We start from the raw sequence: 21,728 nt of genomic DNA, 5'->3' as shown, positions 1-21,728 counted from the left end.
CGTCCTCTAGTACAGGCTTTCTTGACCGTATCGCCTCGCCAATCGGTTGGCCGAGACCACCAGGATGACGCCGACGATCGATTTGAACAACCCGATGGCCGTACTGTAGCTGAATTCTCCCTGCCTTATCCCCACCCGGTATACATAGGTATCGAACACTTCGGCTACATTGGTGACGGGCGCATTCATCATCAGATAGATCTGTTCGAATCCGGTATCCATGATCGTTCCCAGGCGGAGGATCAACAGAATCAGGATCACGTTGCGCATCGCGGGCAGGGTAATATGCCATATCCGTCTCATACGGCCTGCGCCATCCATGACGGCTGCCTCGTATAATTGCGGATCCACTCCGGCGATGGCCGCGAGGAAGATGATGGTCCCCCATCCGACCTCCTTCCAGATGGATTGTGCCGTCAGCATGCCCCAGAAATAGTTCGGATTGGAGAGAATATCGACCGTTCCCCAATCCATGGTGACGAGCCACTTATTGAACAAGCCCTCCGATTGCGAGAACATCAGGTAGGTCAGCCCATAGATCAATACCCACGATAGAAAATGGGGGATATACACCAGGGACTGAATGGTCCGTTTATAGAAGGAGCTTCGTACTTCATTCAGCATCAAGGCTAAAATAATCGGCGCCGGGAAAAAGAAAATCAAGCTCAGGAAGCTAATCGCCAGCGTATTGCGCAGCAGCATCCAGAAGTCGTCGTTGGAGAAAAACCGGGCGAAATGCTCGAAGCCTACCCAAGGGCTTCCGAACACTCCGAAGTACGGCGAGTACTCCTGGAAAGCAATGACGAGATTCGTAATCGGAATATATTTGAAAATGATAAAAAAGATAAGACCCGGCAACGCCAGCATGTATAAATACTTGTCGCGAGCTACATCCGACCGGATCCGCCCCCACTTCGTTTTGGATTTCGCGGGAATAGGGGCGCTCCCGCTTCCTTTTGCCGACTGAACGGTTTCTTGTGCTTTCATCGATACTCCCTCACTTTCAGCCTTGTCGTCTCGTTCAAACCTACCGTTCGCGGAACGTATCCCTAATGTAAACGGTTGCAGAATTGCCTGCAATTCCACTTTTTTTCCGTCGCGGCCCTTCCCCCTCTCCCTTCGATGCACAATACGGAAAAATGCCTGCCTGCCAAGCGTTTCGCATCATCCATTTCCTCGAATTGCACTTTTTTTCCTTGGTGCCGGAATGCCGTGTTCATCGGCATCAATAGGAAAATGTGATCTTTTCAACTAATCCCCTCTTTCGCTATGATAGTATTTAATGATTTTCCCGGCTTTCTTCGATCAGGCCTTGGATTTGTCTATGCCAACAGGGGGTTAGTGTTATGAGCCAACAGAATCCTGAATCCGGTTTCAAAGGTGTTATGTATTGGAGAAGCATCGCGCTCGCCGTGTTGATGACATGCCTCCCCATCTCGGCCATTACGGCCGTTTACCTATACGTGGGGAACCAGCATATGATCAACCAATATCAGCAGCGGAACGAGGAAGCCCTGGTGGACGCGGCGAGGCAAGTGGACGAGCAGTTCACCCAGCTGGTCCACTATGCGCTCAATATGGTGGTGAAGCCCCATTTCAAGCCTTCCTTGTCCGATATGGACTTTGTGTCGAATATCGAGGAGACGAACGAGCTGTTTAATACGCTGAACCTGGTGGAAAATGCCGATCCCCTTGTGGATCAGGTCTATCTCTACATCAAACAGCAAAATAAAATCATGGAGCCCGATCTCGGGCTGCGGACATTGGATCAGGAACAGGATGCGTTAGGCTTCGGCCGGCTCATGGAGGGAGATTCGGACATGTTCTGGGTACATGACCTGGAGCGGCCTTTCAATAAGGGGAGATCTTCCCACGCGCTCGTCATGCGGCTTCCCTTCAACGGTCATACGCCCTACGGGGCGATCGTCATCTACATCGATCCGTCGAAGCTGCACGTGATTCGCAACAGCGAGAATCTATCGTTCCTGCTCGACGATCAAGGCCATGTCATCGGGGAATCGGGCATGAGCCGCAGCATGCCGAAGGCGATGAGCGCAATCCAGGAACAGCTGAAGCTTCCGGAGAATGCCAATCGCACGAATCGTCTGCGGATGAAGGTTCCGGTCGATCAGGATGTGTGGCTGGTGAATACCGTTCAATTTGAAAAAATGCAGCGGAATTGGACCTATGTATCCGGCACGCCGCAGTCCACGATCATCGCCCCGACGAAGCCGTATACCCATATCATCCTGATCTGCTTTGCTTTTGCGCTTGCGGCATCCCTGGGCGCAAGCTGGTTTGCCTCCAAGAGGATGTATCGCCCTATTCGCAAAATGCTGCATATGATTGGCGGCGATCAGGCCAAACAGACATCGCGGTACAACGAGCTCGAATATATTGAACACGAGTGGAAGCAGTACCGGTTCTCGCATGACACGCTTCAAAATCAATGGAAGCGATCCTTGCCCGCGATCAGGGAGGCTTATATCAATCAATTTTTGAGCGGGCAAGCCGCCCACCTGACGGAGTCCGAGTACGTGCTTAAGCTGCAAGAGATGGAGCTTGACATCACGAATAAACAATTCTCGGCGATCGTTCTCCAGCAGCATACCCACGGGGAGGATCGGACGCCGCTAACGGAGAACGATCAGCATCTTCTCACCTATGCCGCTTTGAACGTGATTCAAGAGCTGGCAGAGGACGTTAGCGCCTATATGCACCCTATCAATTTCTTCGACGGCTCCTTTGGCGTCGTCCTGATCGTCCCGGCCTTTCCTAAAGCCGACGAACAGACACGCATGATGAGGCTGCTGTGTGATCAGATCCTGCGGGCCCTGCGCGATACGCTGCGGATGTCGGCAACCATCGTGCTGGGCGGGCCAAGCTCGACCTGGACCGATGTTCCCCATATTCTGGAACAGGCCAAGCGGGCGCTGCATTACCGATCCTTCGATGCCGGCAGTCAGCTGCTGGAAGCGGACACGGTGCTGTCCCAGAAAAACGACTGGATCGACTTTCCGCTGGAATTGGAGCAGGATTTCATACACACCCTGAACCTCGGGCTGCAGGGGGACGCGCTGCGATCCCTGAGCCGCTTCGTCACGGCGCTTCAAGCCGGGGGCGGCTCGGAGTGGCATGTCCACCATGGGCTCATGCGTTTAATCACGAGCGTTCACCGCTCCATGCTGCAGGCCGGCTTAAATCCTTACCAGGTGTACGATTTCTCCAACCTGCAGGAGCAGCTGTCCCTGCTTCGCGACCCGAAGGCCTGCGTGGACTGGTTCCAGAAAGAAATCATAGAGCCCTATCTCGATCAGCAGACGAAGAACTTCAACAGCTCCATGAAATCGCTGGTCGAAAACGTGCTGGAGCAAATCGAGCAGAACGGGATGCAGGACTTGTCCCTGGATGCCATGGCCATGGAGGCCGGCGTCAGCGTATCCCAACTGAGCAAAGCGTTTAAACAGATGACGGGCACGAATTATATGGACTATCTGACGACCGTGCGCATGAACCGCTGCAAAGAATTGCTGCTGACCACGGATCTTCGCATTCATGAAATCGCGGAGGCTGCAGGATATCAGCCTCCCTACTTCAATCGCATGTTCAAGAAGCTGGAAGGGATCACCCCAGGTCAATACCGCCAGCAGGGAATCGGCAAATGAATCGGCATGTCATCCTGATCAATTAATCTCGTATAAAAGGAGCCCTCTGAAAAAGGGGCTGTCCCTTGGTCCGTACTTCATGACCTTTTGGGACAGCCCCTATTATGTGTTATGACTTACGTTCAAGCGTCGTCCATTGCGGCACGCTTCCTGTTTGTTATTGACGCTCAGGCGTTGTACATTGCGCCACGCTTAGCGTGTTGTGACTTACGTTCAATCGTCGCCCTATTGCTGCACACTTCCTGTGTTGTGACTTACGTTCAGGCTTAGCGCCGACCAGCCATCCAAGCATGCCCCGAACCACGCATCGTGTGCACAGGGAGCAGGGAGCACGATGTACAAAATAGCTGCACATTAGCGGACTCAGCGGACCTTATTTTGTTCAAAAGCGCCATTTTTCGAATATTGGCGGACATGAGGTCCGCTATTCACCGAATTAGGCTCTCATTTTTCGGATTATACGCTACTTAACGGATCATGTGTCCGATAGATCCGGTAAACACGAGCCCATAATGAAAATAACGGATCTGAGGTCCGATACTGCTATCCGGATCTGAGGTCCGCTAGATACTGCTGCTGCCGTCCGTAACTCGTTCCGGCTTGCAGCTTCTGAAGCTACGGCAAACTTATCGGAGCACTGCGTCGCCAACGCCACCGATCCCACGCAGCCAGGCTTGGCTTTCCCAACCAAGCGTAGTTCCTATAGCCGGACCGTACAAGCATGCCCCGGACCACGCACCATGCGCACAGAGAGCACTGCGTTGCCAACGCCACCGATCCCACGCCAGCCAGGCTTGGCTTTCCCAACCAAGCGTAGTTCCTAGAGCCGGACCGTACAAGCATGCCCCGGACCACGCACCATGCGCACAGGGAGCAGCGGGCGCGATGTACAGCGTGCCTTTGGAGTATTCCCACGAGAGCAGCGGTACCAGCCCTCTCTATTGATTTACGAGAGCGACGTACCCGCTCCTCTCTCTACTCATGTCTAACGCCCCATAAACCCCTTTCCCTTCAGGAAGTCCTTCATGTGCAGCCTGACCGGCTCCGCCAGTCGTTTGGCCATAAGCTCCGACCAAGGAGCGCTGTTCTTGCCATGGGTGCGTTTGGACAAATAATCGGAAGAGATTCGGTCGTAGCTCTTCACTTCTTCCAGGGCCGCCGGATCATAGCTGTCACGGTGCAGGACAGCCTTCACCGGAAGCCGGGGACGCAGCCCCGGCTCCTGATCCGGGTAGCCGAGGCACATGCCGAATACCGGATAAACCAAATCCGGGAGCTCCAATGCCTCGGAGAACTCCGCAATGGAGTTGCGGACTCCGCCGATATACACAATACCAAGACCGAGCGATTCCGCCGCGATCGCGGCATTCTGCGCAGCCAAAGCGGCATCCACCGTGGCCACGATGAAATTCTCGGTCGAATCTTCGTACGTCTCTTGATCCGCCACATGCGCCTCTGCGCTTTTTTTCAAACGATACAGGTCCGCGCACCATACCAGAAATACCGGGCATTCCACGATATACGCCTGATTGCCCGCCAAAGCGGCCAACCGCTGCTTTTTCTCTGGTGAGGTCACGGCAATCACGCTGTATGCCTGGACGTTGCTTGAGGTCGATGCCATCTGGCCTGCTGCCACGACAGCCCTCAGCTGTTCCTCGGACACGGGCCGATCCGAATATTTACGAATCGATCGATGGTTCATCAGCAGTGAAATCGTGTCATTCATCGGGTATCCACTCCTTAGGCTCTTAAGAATCGCTCCATTTATTATGAAACTTCGGCTTGGGCAGTGCAAGCTTGGGTTGCCTGCGACCGCAGCGCAAAAAAGCCGGCATGCTGTCGATCGCCTTCAGCAGCCGGCTCTTATTTCAGCCAAACTTCGCGGCTAGGGAATATGGCAGGAAATCTGTCGTTAAGACACGATATCGTAGCCCTGCTCTTCAATCGCTTCCTTCAATGCGTCAAGGCTGACTTTGGTTTCGTCGTATTCGACGGCCACCGTATTGGATGCAAGATCGACTTTGCCAGAAGCTCCCGCACTCTTCAGCGCGCCTTCCACCGAGTTTACGCAATGATTGCAGGACATGCCTTCCACCGTCAATGTCACTTGTTTCATGCTGTCGCCCTCCTATCGTAAAATGTCGTACATTATCACTTTACTATACCCCCCGTAGGTATGTAAAGTTGGCGAATTTGCTCCTTTCTGCAACAGAAACACGAAAAAAGTAGGAAGATTTATCCTTTTAATCTGTTATAATGTACATGAATCATAAGATTTATACAGGATGGGACAAGCTTTTTACTCTCCTCCGAAATTTTTCCATAAATTTTGATTATTGTTGCAGGAATTACCAATTCGCTGTCGAACTATCTTATTACAGAGATAACGAACTATGAAAGTAGGAACTCTATCATGGTATTTGACGGCATTATACTAGGGTTAATTGTCGGACTGATACGCGGCGGTTTCCGTCACGGACTGCAGCAATTCAGCAAGATCCGCCTGAAAGGCGGCCTCATCTTCCCAATTCTCCTGATCGTACAGCTGCTCATATTCCGTTTTCAAGCGAATTCCGACTGGCTGGCATCCGCAAGCAGCTACGTGTTTATGTTCATCTACGTCGCCGGCATGATCTTCCTTTGGATGAACCGGGACCAGAAGGGCTTTGGCAGCATCTTGGCCGGCGTCTTTCTCAATTTCCTCGTCATGGCGGTTAACGGCGGCAGAATGCCCGTATCGATGAGCGCCGCTTCCGTTCTGGATCCTTATTACGTGGACATGCTGAGCAACAGCACCGTTATCACCAAGCATTATCTGATGGACGCTTCTACCCGCCTTCCGTTCCTGGGTGACATTATACCGTTATCCCCGCCGTATCCAAGAACACAGGTGATCAGTATCGGAGATATCATCATGAACGTCGGCATCTTTCTCTACATTTTCAACCTGATGACCGTGGGGAAGAATACCGCCAACGTGCAAACATTAGGACCGAAATCCGATACCAATGAACGTGTGGAACCACAAAATTGATCATACATCATACCACCTGGAAAGGAGGGAGAACTGTGAAGAAAACTGATAAAATCAAGTATTCCCGCATCGTATTGAATGCCATCATCGTTGCTTCTGTTGTTGTCGCTCTGACTTCCGGTTACAGATTCGGATAATCGACTTCCATAAGAAACAGGCTGGAAAATTCAGCCTGTTTTTTTACATCTTTTTCGTTGTTTTGCATCGCAATATACCTTAAAATGTGGAGAATACACCATTGATTTTATTGAGGAGAAATCATTTATGTCCATATTTAAGCGTCCTAGGTTCTCTCAAGGCTTTGCGGGACAGCTGTATTTTGTTTTTCTTTCTCTTCTGGGCTGTTCCACCTTCCTGCTGGTGCATCAAGGGGAAATCTTCCATTATACTCCTTCCCAGTGGGTATGGGTCTATGCGATGTTAGGCGCCGCCCTCATCTTAAACTACTTCACCTTCCAGCTGCCGCCAGAGGGTAATTTACAGTCCATGGATTCCTCTGTTTACCTGGCATGCATCTTTATCTATGGAGCACCGTTTGCGCTGTCCGTCATCCTGTTCGTCTCCCTTGCCATGGCGCTTTACGACAGAAAAATCCCCTTCTGGAAGCATTTTGTTAATTTCTCCGTGTATACCGTGATGATCGTGGGATCCTCCTTCATTTTCAAAATGGCGGGCGGACAAGCAGGTCCTATTCACAATGATCAATTTGGTGCGTATGTTGCAGCATTGGTTGTTTATTTTGTTATCAACGTATTTCTTGTCGGCTTCTACTATTACCTGTTGTACAAGGGATCGTTATATGATATTTTGAAAACCTTCATGAAAGATACACTGCTTGTTTACCTCAGCACGCTCATTCTATCGCTGGTTCTCTCCATACTCATCGTACATAACGGCGTTTTCGGGTTGACCCTGTTTATAGGTCTCAGCGTGATGCTGTCCTATTCCTTCAAGCAGCTCTTCACGATGTATAAACAGGTACAAGAAAAAGCCATCAAGGATCAACGAACCGGATTATACAATCACAGCTATTTCGAAAATTTGCTGGAAGACGAAATCAAGAAGGCCAAAACCAATGAAACGCCGTTGTCGCTGGCCATGATCGATATCGATGATTTCAAAAAATACAATGATCAATTCGGACACCTGAAAGGCGACATGCTGCTCGGATTTCTCGGCAATTACCTCAAGGTGGAATCCGAAACGGCCGAGGTGGTGGCCTCCCGCTTCGGCGGCGAGGAATTCACGATCCTGATGCCGGGTTATGATGACCATAAGGCACGTTCCTTCATTAACAGGCTCCGCAAAAAGCTGAACGATACCTATTTCGACGGCGTCGAGATTTTTCCGTCCGGCTGTCTCTCCTTCTCTGCCGGCGTTGCCTCGTACCGGATCGATATTCATGACAAGTCGCAGCTTGTCGAGCTTGCCGACCAAGCGCTGTATTATGCCAAGAAACAGGGCAAAAACAACGTGCATGTATATGGAAGTGGCGCCGAAAAGGAATCCGAGATCGACTTTGCGGAGGACGTCCGCGACATCGAGCAGCAGCTGAAGCTGTTCCTGTATAAAGACGTGGATACGTTCAAGCACTCCAAACGGGTCTTCCGCTACGCCATGGACATCAGCGAAGTGCTTGGGCTTGACAGCGTGGAGCGCCGCAATTTTGTGCTCGGGGCACTCATTCACGATATCGGCAAGCTGGAGATTCCTTGGGGAATCTTGAATAAACGGGACAAGCTGACAGCCGGCGAATGGGAAACCGTCAAACGGCATGTCAGCTGGGGCAAGCGCATCGCGGAAACGAACGAAAAGTTCAAGGAACTGGTTCCTTACATCGAACTTCATCATGAACGGTATGACGGCGGCGGCTATCCTCACGGCTTCAGGGGCAGCCAAATCCCCAAGCTGTGCCGGATGCTGACCATTATCGATTCCTTCGACGCGATGACGACCGAACGCCCTTACCAGAAAACGAAAACCTTCGAGGAAGGGATTGAAGAGCTGCTCCGCTGCTCGGGCACGCAGTTCGATCCGGAGCTCGTTGAGCTGTTTATCCGTTATTTAAGGCTCAAAGCCGAAGCGCAGCAGCAGCCTGCAGCCGGCCTGGAGATCTCTTAAAGACCACCTCCCCTCTGCCTTTCTCATCTCTTGGGATGTTTGATACTTCCTCAAATAAGGTATAAAGGTAGTATCACAACGTTAAATGAGGTGAGATCGGTGGCTGACAAGAAAAAGGATCTTCCGCTTCACAATGGTCCCGGCAACATGGATCACCCTGAACAATATCCGACGGAACAAGAAAGCCTGTTCGACAAATTTGAGAGCGAGCAGCATGTGGACCCGATTCCGATGGAAGACGCCAGGCTGGAGCGCCAGGAAGAAAAGCAGCGGGACGGCACGTCGAAGAAGCGTTCATCCAGCGACGATAAGTATCACAGCGGCTTTTAAAAATGGGACTGGCCTTATCACTGCAGCGTAACTTGAACTTATGGGCTCCGTTTTGGCGGAGCCTTTTTATTTCCCCGTTTTTTCTTTAATATAGAAGGGTATGTATTCTGATCTAAACCCTAGAGATTATATAAAGAGTGGAGTGGACCCTTTGTTTTCCATATGGACTTTAAACCGTGTGCAGCGAAGGATGCTGTTGGTACTGATAGCAGCGGTTCTGGTGATGTCATGTTTGCTGGTGCTGACCGGTCTTCATGAACGTTCCCCCAGCATCAGCAGCGTGATCGAAGAACGGTATATCCAAAGTGCGGCCATGATCAGCCACCCCGGTGGAGACCTGGAAGAGCATGCCACCAGCGTCATGCCCGGTGTGCCGCTTATGATTGCCGGACTTACCGCCATATTCGGAAGCATGGAAGCTGCCCTGATCGGCTATCAGCTGCTCCAATGCTTCTTTCATGCATTTTCCGTCTACTTGGTGTTTGTGCTTTCCCGCTACATGTTCAATACGCGGATCGCTTTTCTCTCTTGCATGATCTATGCGCTATTCTGGCCGGCTTATGGCGCCGTCCGCCTGATCCTGCCGGATACGACCATGCAGACTTTGATGCTTCTTCTTGTCTGCGCCGTCATCGGAGCGCTTGAATTGAAGCAGGCGGGATGGTACGCGGCTGCCGGCGCGCTTACGGCGCTTATGGCCTGCTACAATCTCCAGGCGCTGCTGTATCCTGTATTGTTCATTGCCTTCTGGATCAAATACCGCAGTCCGGTCAAGATCGTAACCGGGGGGATCCTTCTCATTAGCGCGGGATACCTGCTCATCTTGTCTCCATGGTGGCTGAACATCCCGCTGTTCAATAAATTGAGGTATATGTCCGGTCCGTGGAATCTCGCCGCGCTGTGGCTGGAATCCAGATACATCGAGGGCAATCCGTTGGTTCATCTGTTCCGAAGCATATTTGCGGGCCGCACCTCCAAATATGCGGCTGCCATCGGAAACGAGGAAGCAAGAAAAATCGTGCAATCCGCATTGGATGCAGTCCGTCTGGTCATGCTGTTTGCCGGGGTCGCCGGCATCATCTGGTCCGTCTGGAAATACCGTCTGAAGCGGCAGCTGCCGGTGCTGCTGACGCTGCTGTATTTCATTGCCGCCGAATGGCTCGTTCCGAGCCTGGACGGCACCGGATTTCCCTATGCGGTCTTCCTGCTGCTCTACGCGGCATTTCTCGCGGACAAAGCGATCATTTACGCGCATAGAACTCGCCTGCTTCGCAAATAAGCATCGCTCCCGAAGCCGGTCCGATCACGGTGGCCGCCTGCGCCTGAAAGCACTTTGATGTTGTGCTTTCAGGCCTTTTTTTCATATTTTTGTAGAACCTTTCAGATTGATAAAACGTCTATATTAGTACGAAGCTTCCATACATTCATGCCAGGAGGAATGACTGCATGAAATTAAACCGTAAATTCATCGCCATCCTTAGCACCGCCATAGCAAGCGTCCTGACGATAAGCACCATCCTGTACTTTACCGATGCTTCCGATCGCTCAGGCGGGAAGCACCGCATGAACGACAGCCTGGACGGTCAGGCGCTGATTCAAGTCGGCGCCACCTACATCACGCGTACACATTTAACCGCCTACAAGGACAATCTCACAAAGAGCGACACCCCCCTACCTGATGACTCCACGCTCCTTAGAGAAATGGCAGCAAAGGAATTGATGCTTCAGCTGGCTGACGAAGAGGGCGTTGCGGCAAGCCTGGAGGATGGGGCTCAGAGGGCAAGGCAGCTTCGGGAAACGCTCGAGAGCCAGCCGCGACAAGTGCAAGAGCAGCACTTGCGCATGCTGGATGCAATGGGCGTCAGCGAAGATCAATACTGGGAAGATTACTCCCCGCCGGAATATCGGGACATGCTATCGATCGAACGATTCATGAATAAACTGACGACGGAAATGAAGACAAACCAACCCGACGTCATAACCAGTACCACGCAGCTGAAGGAATATCTGCTGAAAAGGGCTGTGGACGAGCAGAGAATCGTCGTATTGGATCCGGATATTCAATGGAGATAACGCCGCATTGGTATATAATGGTGTAAAAGTCCATATGCGACCATGGGAGGATATTATGAAAAAACGCTTCTCTTCTGTTCCTGCTTTTGCACTCGGCGCGATCGTCGGCGTGGCACTGACAGCCGGTACGGCCGTTGGTGCCGCCGTTTATCTGAAGGCATTCCCATCCCAATCCAAAATTGTGGTCAACGGATCGGAAGCGCGGCTGTCGGATTCTCCGGTAGTCATACAGAACAAGCTGTATGTCCCCGTGCGGGACTTCTCGGAAGCGCTTGGATATCGGGTTGGCTCTGTCGGTCCCGAGGGAATCGGAATTATTCCCCAATCCTCGAATGGAGAGGCGATCCCGGTCGGCCCGACTGCGCCTTCCAAGTCCGAAGGAGCGCCTGCCCACGAGCGTCATTTGGTGAAAAACCTCGGCAAGCTGATCGAAGTCAACGGCGAATTGAATATGCAAAAGATTTATATCGTTATCGCTGCCGGTGAAGCGAGGCTGTATTCGCAAGATGAAACCACCGGCAACGGGCTGCTGCATTATTTGATTCTAGACGGCGATTCTTCCCTTTACGCCCCGTTTGTACAGATGGACGGCCAAGCCGGCGAGCTTGATTACAACCTGCCGAATTTCGAAGGTCAGACGCCGCTTCATCTGGCGGTCATCCACAAGAATGACTTCTACATCGACAAGCTGCTGAACCAGCACAAGGCAGATGCCTCCCTTCAAGACGCTTCCGGAAAGACGGCGCTGGACTATGCCGAAAAAGACAGCAAGCAGTATAAATTGCTTACGGCCTACATCAACAAGAACAGCAAGTGATGTCCGAATGCTGCAGAGGCGCGTGAGCCCCACCGTTTACGGCAGCCTCCTTCTCTTTCAGCACTTCATATGCTATCGGAAGCCCGCTCACTTGGCGGGCTTTTGCTTTTGCGATTTACGGGTTAAAGCCCCGTGTCATTTTTTCACAGCCTAACTGTAACTTTATGCCCTGGTTATACGTGTGTTACATAGAGGGGAGGACATGAAACTGAACAGTCTGGAATCGATTTATCAATATTACGTGAAAGACGTGTATCGTTACTTGTACTCCCTCTCTTACGATCACCATACAGCCGAGGACCTGGTGCAGGAAACCTTTTACCGGGCATATTTGTATCTCGAGGATTGGAAGGAAGAACGAATCAAGCCATGGCTGTTTCGGGTTGCCCATAACGCTTACGTGGACTATCGGCGCAAGGCGAGCCGCAGCATCGTCCGGGACGCAGAATTTTTCGATCAGATGATAGACCGGAATACGCCCGAGAACATCCTGCTCCAGCAAGAAGTCCACAGAGAAATCGGACGGATGCTGGCCGATATTCCGGAGAAGCAGCGGCAAGCGGTGCTCCTGGTCGATTTTCATCAATTCACCTACCAGGAGGCGGCGGATATTATGGGCATCACCTTATCCCATATCAAGATCACGTTATTTCGGGCCAGGCAGCGGCTGCGGGACATGAAACGAAAGGACGGGAATTTATGAGCGAAGAATTCAGGCAGCGGCTGAAGGACTATGCGGATGGCAACCTGAGCGACGAGGAAAAAAACGAAATCGAACGGGAAATGGAGAAGCTGGAGGAATACCAGGCTTACGTGAACGAGATGATGGATAACGAGCGTTCGAGCGATGCCGGCCCCCCTCATGCCGCTGACGGTCAGACCGGCCTATCGCCCAAGAAAGAAAAGCGAATCGTTCGCCGGGGCAAATGGCGGGCCCGAATCTCCAATACGTTGACGGTGATATCGGCGTTTCTGGCGATATTCGTCATCAGCTCGATCATTACGGCGCTGTTTTACGGAGTCGGCGATCCCAGCCGCAACGATAAATATCGGGATGCCATCGCTTCCGCCATCTCGATCTCGAAGCCTAATATCGACGTACGTTTAAATAGCCAGGTCAGAGCCTTCTTCCGGCAGGAAGTGTACGGAGATATAGACAAACAGGTAGGGAGCGAACGCGTGACCGTCGGCGAATACACCGTCAACTTCCTGTTCGGGCTGCCGTCCGTCGATGTGGATTGGCATAATGGCAGCTCGGGTTCATCGCAGATTTTCTACCGGCCGGATAGCTCTGCGGAGACTTCTTCCGCGAATCAAGAAGAACCCAACGAACAGTCAAATGAACAGAACGCTAGCACCTCCTCTGCAAAGAGCGGCGATTGGTCCAGGCTTGAAAAGCTTCCCGAAGGCACCGTGGCCGAGGCTTATGTATCGTTTAACCGTTTCTTCACGACCGACGAGCTGCTGAAACAATTCGAAGACCGGAATATGGAGGCCGTCTGGTTTGCCGTCGATACCGGGCCGGATAACCGATTCGGCGGCGGGGACGGCGTAATCTCCCATCCTGTCGGCTTTCCTTCTTATCCCGTCTGGCATCATGACGATTTGACAGTGACCTCTTATCAGGAGCAAAAAACGGGATGGTTTAGCAAAACCACATTTAGCGGCGGACATTACCCTTCTGTAGACGCCTACGGGGACGGGGAGCTGCGGAATGAGCACTTCATCAAATCGCTGCGGCTTCTGCAGGAGTATGACCTGATTGCCGAGCGGGTGGCTCCCTTCATTGACGTGGACGCTTCCGTAGCTTACGTGGAACAGAACGGCGTTCGCCTCTATGGCGCCGTCATTACCGGCCCTGTCAAAGAGCTGCTGACCTTGCGCGAGGTATCCTGGGTCCACGATCTGCGGGTCGGGGAAGTGCGGCTGTGGAATTGGATCGAGTGATGGCCTTATGGCGAGTGCCATATACTGCAACTGGCTGACGAACATGAAATGAGGGCCGACGGCCCTCCAAGCATGCCCCGGCCACGCTCCGTGCGTACAGGGATCGATGCGCACGATATGCAACATGACATAGGGCAGCAAAAAATCCCGGACTTCTTCCTTCATGGCAAGTCCGGGATTTTTCGTTAGTCATATAAAAGATTCAGGTCATGAATGATCCCTGCTGCCCGCGCTTGCCTCGTGGGACCATAACTCCATTTGCTGCTTCTTCTCCCGCTCCTCCCGGATTCGGCGGTCCCTCTCCATCGCGTCAGCAATATAATCGCGCGGTTTCAGCTTGCTGTTGATGTTCAGCAAAATGCCGATCATGATGAGCTGCAGCAAAGCAATAACAACCAGCATGACATCCCTCCTCCTACATGGATTATGGATACTCTTGAACATTCCTACTTAATATAACACCTTCTCCCTCTATCAAGTTGGGAGTGAAGCTTATGCTCATAACTCTCATGAACGATGATTCATGCCATGAATCATAAGAGCTTCGCCCATACGCTTACCCATATCCTGCACTTTGCCAGACTTCCGAGAATCCGTTAAACTGGTAAGACGATAAACGAAATACGAAATGATTGGTGAATTTCATGACATCCATACCCTTTTATAAACGCCCGTACGGCGGTGAGCGTCAGGATATTCCGTTTGCGAAGCTGGCTTCTTTCGAGAACAGCCGGGACCTGATCCGCGATGACGCGCCGGATGCGGCTTTTTTTCGCGGCTTGGAGTCCCAGGGACTGCTGCTGAACCGCGCCCAGATCCAGGCCGTACGACACACGCAAGGACCGCTGCTTACGCTTGCCGGCGCAGGCTCCGGCAAGACCTCCGTACTGGTCAGCCGGACAGGCTACCTTATTGCCGCCAAGAGCGTCGATCCGTCTTCCATCCTGCTTGTCACCTTCTCCTCCAAGGCGGCGGCCGAGATGAAGGAGCGCATCATGGCGCTTCCCGGCTTGAGGTCCAGCGAAACCGCCAAGGTAACGGCAAGAACCTTCCATTCCTTCTTCCTGTACTTGCTGCGAACCCGCGGCTACAAGCAGGAAATCCTGAGCAACGCCAGGCATCAGCAATTTATCATGAAGCGCATCCTGCGGGAAATGGGCTTGCAGGATAGCTACGAAGCCGAGACGCTGCTATCGCTGTGGTCCGCCCACCGGATGAGTATGACCGGACTTGACGAGCTGCCTGTCAAAACGCCTGCCGAGGTTGAACAGCGGCAGATTTTTGCCCGGTATGAAGCATGGAAGGAAGAGCATGGCCAGATGGATTTCGACGACATTCTGGTCTTGTCCTATCGTCTGCTGTCCCATGATTCCGGACTGCTCGCCTCCCTTCAGAGCCGGTACCGTTATGTCATGGTCGACGAGTTTCAGGATACGGGACTGCTGCCTTATGAGCTGCTCAAAAAAATCGTCGCCCCGCACCGCAATTTAATGGTTGTGGGTGACGATGACCAGACCATATATGGCTTCAACGGGGCGCGCAACGAATTCATCCTGGAATTCGACCAGACGTTTCCCGGGGCCAAGGTCGTGACGCTCGATATCAATTACCGCTCCCTCTCCTCGATCGTCGGGCTGGGGAACGAAATTATCCGCGTCAATGAACGGCGGCGCCCCAAGCAGCTGCGGTCGACCCGCAAGAGCAGCAGCGTGCCGCTCTACCTTCGACCCGGTGATCCCGATCAAGAAGCGGAGCTGCTGCTGACCCATATCACCGAGCAGGTCCGGGAGCACGGGAAGCAGTACCGCGACCATGCCATTCTCTATCGCACCGCAAACAACAGCCGGGCGATCTTCGAGCAGCTCGTGATGCGGGAAATTCCGTTCATTCATTATGAGAACGGGGATCTGTTCTACGAGCAGTGGATCGTCAAGCCGCTCATGGATCATCTGCGGCTGTCGCTGGACCGGCGCAATTTCACGGCGATGGAGGGCATGCTTCATGCGCTGTACATCAACCGCGACAAGGGCATGGCTTTCATCCGGCAGCAGGATGCTCCGCGGCCCAAGAAAGGGCCTCTTTCGCACCTTCTTTCCTTCCCCGGGCTGAAGGATTTCCAGATCGAGAATATAAGGGAACGCTCCAAACTCATCAAGGGCCTGAAGGCGATGGAGCCCCTTCAGGCCGTGCAGGAAATGAGGCGGCAATTCTACGATAAATTCCTGGAGGCCGACGAGCGGCAGGAGATCACCCTCCATAAGGAATTCATTCAAGAGGGGCTGGATGAACTGGAGGCTTCCGCCAAGCGCTTTGGCGATATCGCTGAATTCGTCGGATTTGTCGACCGGCTGATCATTATCCATAAGGAAATGGCAGCCATGAAACGGGATGAGCATGCCGATGCCGTCCGCTTAATGACCATCCATAAATCCAAGGGGCTGGAATTCCCCTCGGTGTGCCTGATCGGAGCGAGCGAGGGCATTCTGCCGCATACGTCCGCTTTGGACGCCGAGCGCAGGGACGATCAGCGCCCGCTGTCGGATAAAGAGGATAAGGCCTTGGATGCGCTGGAAGAGGAACGCAGATTGGCTTATGTTGCCATCACCAGAGCACGGGATGAACTGGTGATCAGTTCCCCGGGCTTTTATCGCGGACGGAAAGCGGAGGTTTCCCGCTTCTTCCGGGACGTGTTCCTCACGGATGAACAGAGCAAACAGGGCAACAGCATACCGAACAAGGGCGGAGGGTCAACGACCCGCACAGCCTTTACGGCCAAACGTACGATCCGCATAGAAACCTCGGCCAAGCATTCATCGCTTTCCTCCTCTGCCGGGCGAGGAATCGGGAGCGCCGCTAACCAGAGGAGCCAACGTTTCGGTTCAGGTTCAGGGTCGAGTTCTGCTCCCGAGCCGCAGTCTCCGGCTGCTCCCGCTGCGACAGAGATCGTCGACGTATGGCTGTGCACCAGCCCTAATTGCAAGGGCTGGCAGCGAGTCAACGCACGTATCCCTGCTAAGACGAGGGATCGGGAGAGCAAGGCCTGTCCATTATGCCAGGCACCCATGAAACAGGGTCGTAAAGAAGTTCCGGTGCATCACAGGCGCTAGCGAGAGCGGTTTCTGGAATCATGAATTCAAACGATTATCGCAGCTTTTGCCATTCTTACGCCATACAATATCGGCCTGCCTTCCAAAGGCTGGCCGATATCCAAAAAAGACTGAACCCTTCCGTTCCGAAGCGAACGATCGGGTTCAGTCCTTTTTTTCTATTTCTGGTGCTGTTCGATATAAGCATCAATTCGAGCCATTACATCTTGCGTAAGCGCAGCGATCTTAGCCTGCGCCTCTTCATACGTGCTGCCCTGAACAGCAAAATACAACTTGATCTTCGGCTCCGTGCCGGACGGACGAAGGCAGAACCAGCTGCCGTCGGCAAGATGGAATTTCAGCACATTCTCTTGTGGCAGACCATATAGTCCCAGGCTGAAATCCTCGGTTTCGCTGAGTTCAATCCCCGCCGCTTCGCTTGGTGCCGCTTCACGCCAAGCGCTCATGATGCCTGCAATCAGCTGTACGCCTTGAATGCCCTTAAGCGTTCTCGTCTCCAGCTTCTCGGCAAAATAGCCATAGGTTCGGTACAACTCTTGGAGCACTTCATATAAAGTCTTACCTTGCGTTTTATAGTAAGCACCCGCCTCGGCTATGAGCATGGCTGCAACGACAGCGTCCTTATCACGGGCATAGCTGCCGGCAAGATAACCGTAACTTTCCTCATAACCAAAAATAAATTCAAACGCTCCGGTCTTCTCGAACTGCGTCATTTTCTCCCCGATGTATTTAAACCCGGTCAGCGTGTTGAACACGGTCATACCGTATGCATCCGCAATGGCAGCTCCCATATCGCTGGTCACAATCGTCTTGATGATCGCGCCGTTCTCCGGAAGAGTACCTTTGTTCTTCATGGATTCCAGCAAGTAGTGCACCATGATGGCACCGGACTGGTTGCCGCTAAGGATGAAATACTGTCCTTGATCATCCTGAATGACGGCCCCCATGCGGTCCGCATCCGGGTCGGTTCCGAGAATGAGGTCAGCCGCGCTCGCCTTGGCTTGGGCGATGGCAATCTCAAATGCGGCATGTTCTTCGGGGTTAGGCGATTGCACGGTTGAGAAATTGGCATCCGGTTGTTCTTGTTCCGGCACGACATCCACATGCTGAAAACCTAGATGCTTCAGTACCGCACGTACAGGAACGTTACCGGTTCCATGCAGCGGCGTAAATACGATTCGGTAATTGCTGCTGGCTTCAGGTATGATTCCGTGATTTTGGCTTACGCCTGCAACGGCGAGGGTATAAGCATCATCGATCTCTTGGCCGAGCCATACGAGCAGGCCGCTCCCTTCCGCCTCTGCCCGGTCCAGCTTACGGATTTCTTCAAAGGAAGCGACATGCCCGATCTCCTTAATCACTCTGGCTGCCGTATCGGGCGTAATCTGTCCCCCATCCGAACCGTACACCTTATATCCGTTATATTCCGGCGGATTATGGCTTGCGGTAATCACGATTCCCGCCTCTGCGTTCAGATGCCGCACGGCATACGACAATTCGGGCGTCGGACGAAGAGTTTCAAATACATAAGCCTTAACGCCATTCCCTGCGAGCACAAGTGCCGCTTCAAGCGCAAGTTCGGGAGAGAATTGCCTGGAATCGTACGCAATCGCCGCCGATGGCGATTCGTACTCCTGTTTTAACACAGCAGCAAGCCCTTGGGTTGCTTTCCCCACGGTATAGATATTGATCCGGTTGCTGCCCGCACCGATCACTCCCCGCAGTCCGCCGGTTCCGAATTCCAGTTCCTTATAGAAACGGTCTGCGATTTCGCTCTCGTTATGTGCAATAGCGCGAAGCTCATCCTTGGACGCTTCGTCAATCACCCGGCTGTTCAGCCATCGTTCATATGCCTGTACAGCTTGTTCTTGTGCTTGAATGGTCATGTTGTAAATAAGCCTCCATCCCGAAATCATCGATTCATTATGTTAATTGCGCGGGGCCGATGTGGAATCACGTTCAATGAGTGTTGTCGGCAGCAGCAGCTCCATATGCGGCGCATCCGGCTGCTTCATCCGCCAAAACAGTTGCCGGATCGCCGTTTGACCGAATAGTCTCAGGTCCACTCCCATGGTGGTTGTCTTGGGCGTAGCCAATCTGGAAAGCTGTCCGTTATCAAAGCTGACAATGGAAATATCGCCCGGAATCGAATAGCCCATATTATAAATGGTCGAATTCACGATAAACCCGAGACCGTCATTCACGCAGAACCAGGCAGTCGGCTGTTCGTCCAGCCCCTGCAGCCGCTTCTCCATAAATTCCTGATCTTCCAGCGCATCGCTAAGAATCCATTTCGGGTGCAGCTCCATGCCGAGTTCATGATGGGCAAGCTTGAAACCTTCCAGACGTTCATAATAGCTTGGGGAGAAGGACGTATTGCCAACAAAGCCAATGCGTGCATGTCCCAGCTCATAGAGATACTTAACGACATGATAGGCGCTGAACCGGTTGTTCGTAAGAATGGCATCGGCTTGCACATCCGGATGGTGATGATCGATGAGCACGGTAGGAATACCGGTATCGATCAAGGTGTTCATATATTCGGTACTAAGATGCGAAAGGATCAAGATCCCGTCGACTTCCCTTCCCTCGATAAAAGGGGGCAGCGTCTGATCCTTCATCATCTGCTGGGAAATGGATTGGATCAGCAGCTTCTTCCCTCTCTTCTGCACTTCATTTTCTATAGTAAGGTAGATTTCCCCGAAAAAGCCCCGCATAGAGAAGGCAAAATCCGTTGCTACTAGAGCAATACTGCCTGTAGATTCTTCCTCGTCCTCTTGATCCGAGGATCGTTTGCGATTTCCGGTATAGACGTAGCCGAGCTCATCAGCCGTTTGCATGATGAGCTTGCGCGTCTCCTCGCTGACACCGCCTTTACCTGATAATGCTTGCGAAACCGAATTCTTGGAGATTTGCAAGTAGTCTGCGATATCCTGCATCGTAACTTTTGGCTTGGTCAAGGATAACGTTCCTTTCTCTTTATAGTAAGAATAGTTGTATAGGACGAATGGATTCTCATCATACTATACCGAAAACAATCAGAGATTTGAAAGCTCACGCTCGAACATTACAAACATTATTTTAACGTTACAAAATAATTATGTAAAGCACTATATTTATGTGATTTACCTCACAGGAATTAATTGTTTGTCGTATTTTGGGGGTTAAAGCGTTGACAAACCTATGTGTAATGAACAATAATGTGAATATAACGCTTTCAGTAATTTGTAATTATATTTTTGTAACGTTACAAAATTAGCAATGTCAACTTCCTTTATTGGAAGACCTATTGCATTTAGGAGGAAGGGTCAATATGAAAAAATCAAGAATTTCTTTGCTTCTAGCAATCTCATTGGTAGGTGGAACGGTACTCGCTGCTTGTGGTAACGGCGGCAGCAACGGCGGTCAAAGTGCAGACGGCGTTACCACCGTCGAATTCTGGGCGGCACCGAACCCGCCGCAGCAAGCATTTTGGCAAGAGATGGCCAAAGAGTACGAAACCGTGAATCCGGACGTAAAAGTTAACGTTAGTGCAATTAAAGAATCACCAAGCTCTGAGGCAAGTATTCAGGCTGCCATCGCAGGAGGGAATGCACCGACGGTCGCGGAGAATATCAACCGTGGATTCGCCGCACAGCTGTCCAACAGTAAAGCGCTTGTAGCTCTTGATGAACTGCCGCAATTTAAGGAAATGGTCGAGTCCCGTAACATGACCGAAACGATCGCTCCTTGGGAATTCGCGGACGGCCACCAATATGTATTGCCGATCTACTCTAACCCGATGCTGATCGGATGGCGAACGGATTTCCTGAAAGAGATCGGATATAATGAGCCTCCTCAAACGTACAGTGAAGTTCTGGAAGCCACAACGAAGCTGAAAGCGAAATATCCGGATAAATATATGTGGGCTAAAGGCGCCGACCTTGCAGACCCTACGGCCTGGAAACGCTGGTTCGATTTCTTCTTGCTCTACAACGCAGCTTCCGACGGCAACAAATTTATCGAAGGCCAAAGCCTTGTTGCGGATGATAAAGCTGGCGTGGAAATGCTGACTTTCGTTGATGACCTTCGTAAAGCTGGCGGTGTATTGGCGCAGAATGCAACCGATCCTTTCGAAACCGGTGCGGGGGTATTCACCGATATCGGTCCTTGGACATTCGATATGTGGGCAACGAAGTATCCTGAACTTAAATATGGAGAAAACTTCACCCTGACCCTGCCTCCGGTACCGGATCATATGGATCCGGCAGATGCAAAAACCTACGCGGATGCAAAAGGTCTGGTTATCTTCTCCGCCGCTCCCGAAGCATCGCAGCAAGCCGCCGCTGAATTTCTGAAATGGGTTTATTCCAACGACGAAAATGACGTGAAATGGTTCAAGCAAACCAACCTGCCTCCGGCACGCGATGATCTGAACGAAGTGGAAGGCTTCAAGCAGATCCTCGCCGAGAAACCGGAACTGGCTCCTTATGCGGAAGCGGTGTCCAAAGGCGTTCCAGCCATGGATAATCCGAAGTTCAATGAGCTTCAAACCTTGATCGGACAAGAAGCATTTAATAAGGTCATCCGCGGGGAGATCGATCCGCAAACCGGTTGGAATAACATGAAGAAAGCGATTGAAGGTGAACTTTAAT

Annotated in this window: 17 protein-coding genes; 11 read left to right on the top strand and 6 right to left on the bottom strand. The window is 52.0% G+C overall.

What is annotated here, in order from left to right; genetic code table 11:
- Positions 1 to 6 precede the first annotated feature (6 nt).
- Positions 7 to 987 carry an ABC transporter permease gene (locus tag MHH82_RS03035; protein WP_036664971.1) on the bottom strand — a complete coding sequence of 327 codons (981 nt, stop codon included), beginning with the start codon at positions 985 to 987 and terminating at the stop codon, positions 7 to 9.
- A 359-nt stretch (positions 988 to 1,346) separates the two neighbouring features.
- Here MHH82_RS03035 and MHH82_RS03030 point away from each other — a divergent pair, with 359 nt between their 5' ends.
- Positions 1,347 to 3,665 (top strand): AraC family transcriptional regulator, encoded by a 2,319-nt coding sequence (locus MHH82_RS03030; protein ID WP_145039991.1) that lies wholly within the window; start codon positions 1,347 to 1,349, stop codon positions 3,663 to 3,665.
- Positions 3,666 to 4,650: 985 nt separating this feature from the next.
- On the opposite strand, the gene nfsA is transcribed toward MHH82_RS03030, so the two are convergent.
- Both nfsA and MHH82_RS03020 read right to left on the bottom strand, forming a co-directional pair.
- Entirely contained in the window at positions 4,651 to 5,391 is a 741-nt protein-coding gene (nfsA, locus tag MHH82_RS03025) for an oxygen-insensitive NADPH nitroreductase (RefSeq protein ID WP_012818792.1), read from the bottom strand.
- Positions 5,392 to 5,577: 186 nt separating this feature from the next.
- On the bottom strand, positions 5,578 to 5,781 hold the full coding sequence (locus tag MHH82_RS03020) for a cation transporter (protein ID WP_009594149.1): 204 nt from the start codon (positions 5,779 to 5,781) through the stop codon (positions 5,578 to 5,580).
- A gap of 297 nt (positions 5,782 to 6,078) precedes the next feature.
- Between MHH82_RS03020 and MHH82_RS03015 the strand changes: the two genes are divergently transcribed.
- From MHH82_RS03015 to MHH82_RS02980, 8 genes are all read left to right on the top strand, one after another.
- Complete coding sequence (locus tag MHH82_RS03015) at positions 6,079 to 6,699, top strand: DUF5317 domain-containing protein (RefSeq protein ID WP_012818791.1); 621 nt, start codon at positions 6,079 to 6,081, stop codon at positions 6,697 to 6,699.
- 264 nt (positions 6,700 to 6,963) lie between these two features.
- Positions 6,964 to 8,820 (top strand): bifunctional diguanylate cyclase/phosphohydrolase, encoded by a 1,857-nt coding sequence (locus MHH82_RS03010; protein ID WP_340963140.1) that lies wholly within the window; start codon positions 6,964 to 6,966, stop codon positions 8,818 to 8,820.
- A gap of 99 nt (positions 8,821 to 8,919) precedes the next feature.
- The gene (locus MHH82_RS03005) at positions 8,920 to 9,150 is read left to right on the top strand and encodes a hypothetical protein (RefSeq protein WP_009594140.1); all 231 of its coding nucleotides are present in this window, start codon (positions 8,920 to 8,922) and stop codon (positions 9,148 to 9,150) included.
- Positions 9,151 to 9,301: 151 nt separating this feature from the next.
- Positions 9,302 to 10,429, top strand: coding sequence for an ArnT family glycosyltransferase (locus tag MHH82_RS03000; RefSeq protein ID WP_145039995.1), 1,128 nt, complete (start codon positions 9,302 to 9,304; stop codon positions 10,427 to 10,429).
- A 167-nt stretch (positions 10,430 to 10,596) separates the two neighbouring features.
- Positions 10,597 to 11,223, top strand: coding sequence for a hypothetical protein (locus tag MHH82_RS02995; protein ID WP_340963134.1), 627 nt, complete (start codon positions 10,597 to 10,599; stop codon positions 11,221 to 11,223).
- 55 nt (positions 11,224 to 11,278) lie between these two features.
- A complete protein-coding gene (locus tag MHH82_RS02990; RefSeq protein ID WP_251500850.1) occupies positions 11,279 to 12,040 on the top strand; it encodes a stalk domain-containing protein in 762 nt (253 codons plus the stop codon).
- 202 nt (positions 12,041 to 12,242) lie between these two features.
- Positions 12,243 to 12,743 (top strand): sigma-70 family RNA polymerase sigma factor, encoded by a 501-nt coding sequence (locus MHH82_RS02985; protein ID WP_251500847.1) that lies wholly within the window; start codon positions 12,243 to 12,245, stop codon positions 12,741 to 12,743.
- Entirely contained in the window at positions 12,740 to 13,987 is a 1,248-nt protein-coding gene (locus MHH82_RS02980; RefSeq protein ID WP_340963129.1) for an anti-sigma factor, read from the top strand. The genes MHH82_RS02985 and MHH82_RS02980 overlap by 4 nt, the downstream gene beginning before the upstream one ends.
- Before the next feature lie 207 nt (positions 13,988 to 14,194).
- On the opposite strand, the gene MHH82_RS02975 is transcribed toward MHH82_RS02980, so the two are convergent.
- Positions 14,195 to 14,389, bottom strand: coding sequence for a hypothetical protein (locus MHH82_RS02975; protein ID WP_012818782.1), 195 nt, complete (start codon positions 14,387 to 14,389; stop codon positions 14,195 to 14,197).
- 242 nt (positions 14,390 to 14,631) lie between these two features.
- Between MHH82_RS02975 and MHH82_RS02970 the strand changes: the two genes are divergently transcribed.
- Positions 14,632 to 17,094, top strand: coding sequence for a UvrD-helicase domain-containing protein (locus MHH82_RS02970; RefSeq protein ID WP_340963126.1), 2,463 nt, complete (start codon positions 14,632 to 14,634; stop codon positions 17,092 to 17,094).
- A gap of 158 nt (positions 17,095 to 17,252) precedes the next feature.
- Here MHH82_RS02970 and MHH82_RS02965 read toward each other — a convergent pair whose 3' ends face one another.
- Entirely contained in the window at positions 17,253 to 18,980 is a 1,728-nt protein-coding gene (locus MHH82_RS02965; RefSeq protein ID WP_145040009.1) for a phospho-sugar mutase, read from the bottom strand.
- A 42-nt stretch (positions 18,981 to 19,022) separates the two neighbouring features.
- Positions 19,023 to 20,054, bottom strand: a complete 1,032-nt coding sequence (locus MHH82_RS02960) for a LacI family DNA-binding transcriptional regulator (RefSeq protein WP_012818779.1) — start codon at positions 20,052 to 20,054, stop codon at positions 19,023 to 19,025.
- A gap of 353 nt (positions 20,055 to 20,407) precedes the next feature.
- On the opposite strand from MHH82_RS02960, the gene MHH82_RS02955 reads away from it, so the two are divergent.
- Positions 20,408 to 21,727, top strand: coding sequence for an ABC transporter substrate-binding protein (locus MHH82_RS02955; protein ID WP_277747726.1), 1,320 nt, complete (start codon positions 20,408 to 20,410; stop codon positions 21,725 to 21,727).
- Position 21,728 lies beyond the last annotated feature (1 nt).

The sequence above is a fragment of the Bacillus sp. FSL K6-6540 genome (genome assembly GCF_038007545.1).
Note: the sequence above shows the minus strand (reverse complement) of the source record. Positions and strands in the feature narration are given on the sequence as shown.

Excerpts from the sequence above, each read along its gene's own strand:
- MHH82_RS03035 (WP_036664971.1), bottom strand. The coding sequence starts at position 987 with ATGAAAGCACAAGAAACCGTTCAGTCGGCAAAAGGAAGCGGGAGCGCC.
- MHH82_RS03030 (WP_145039991.1), top strand. The coding sequence starts at position 1,347 with ATGAGCCAACAGAATCCTGAATCCGGTTTCAAAGGTGTTATGTATTGG.
- nfsA (WP_012818792.1), bottom strand. The coding sequence starts at position 5,391 with ATGAATGACACGATTTCACTGCTGATGAACCATCGATCGATTCGTAAA.
- MHH82_RS03020 (WP_009594149.1), bottom strand. The coding sequence starts at position 5,781 with ATGAAACAAGTGACATTGACGGTGGAAGGCATGTCCTGCAATCATTGC.
- MHH82_RS03015 (WP_012818791.1), top strand. The coding sequence starts at position 6,079 with ATGGTATTTGACGGCATTATACTAGGGTTAATTGTCGGACTGATACGC.
- MHH82_RS03010 (WP_340963140.1), top strand. The coding sequence starts at position 6,964 with ATGTCCATATTTAAGCGTCCTAGGTTCTCTCAAGGCTTTGCGGGACAG.
- MHH82_RS02995 (WP_340963134.1), top strand. The coding sequence starts at position 10,597 with ATGAAATTAAACCGTAAATTCATCGCCATCCTTAGCACCGCCATAGCA.
- MHH82_RS02990 (WP_251500850.1), top strand. The coding sequence starts at position 11,279 with ATGAAAAAACGCTTCTCTTCTGTTCCTGCTTTTGCACTCGGCGCGATC.
- MHH82_RS02985 (WP_251500847.1), top strand. The coding sequence starts at position 12,243 with ATGAAACTGAACAGTCTGGAATCGATTTATCAATATTACGTGAAAGAC.
- MHH82_RS02980 (WP_340963129.1), top strand. The coding sequence starts at position 12,740 with ATGAGCGAAGAATTCAGGCAGCGGCTGAAGGACTATGCGGATGGCAAC.
- MHH82_RS02975 (WP_012818782.1), bottom strand. The coding sequence starts at position 14,389 with ATGCTGGTTGTTATTGCTTTGCTGCAGCTCATCATGATCGGCATTTTG.
- MHH82_RS02970 (WP_340963126.1), top strand. The coding sequence starts at position 14,632 with ATGACATCCATACCCTTTTATAAACGCCCGTACGGCGGTGAGCGTCAG.
- MHH82_RS02965 (WP_145040009.1), bottom strand. The coding sequence starts at position 18,980 with ATGACCATTCAAGCACAAGAACAAGCTGTACAGGCATATGAACGATGG.
- MHH82_RS02955 (WP_277747726.1), top strand. The coding sequence starts at position 20,408 with ATGAAAAAATCAAGAATTTCTTTGCTTCTAGCAATCTCATTGGTAGGT.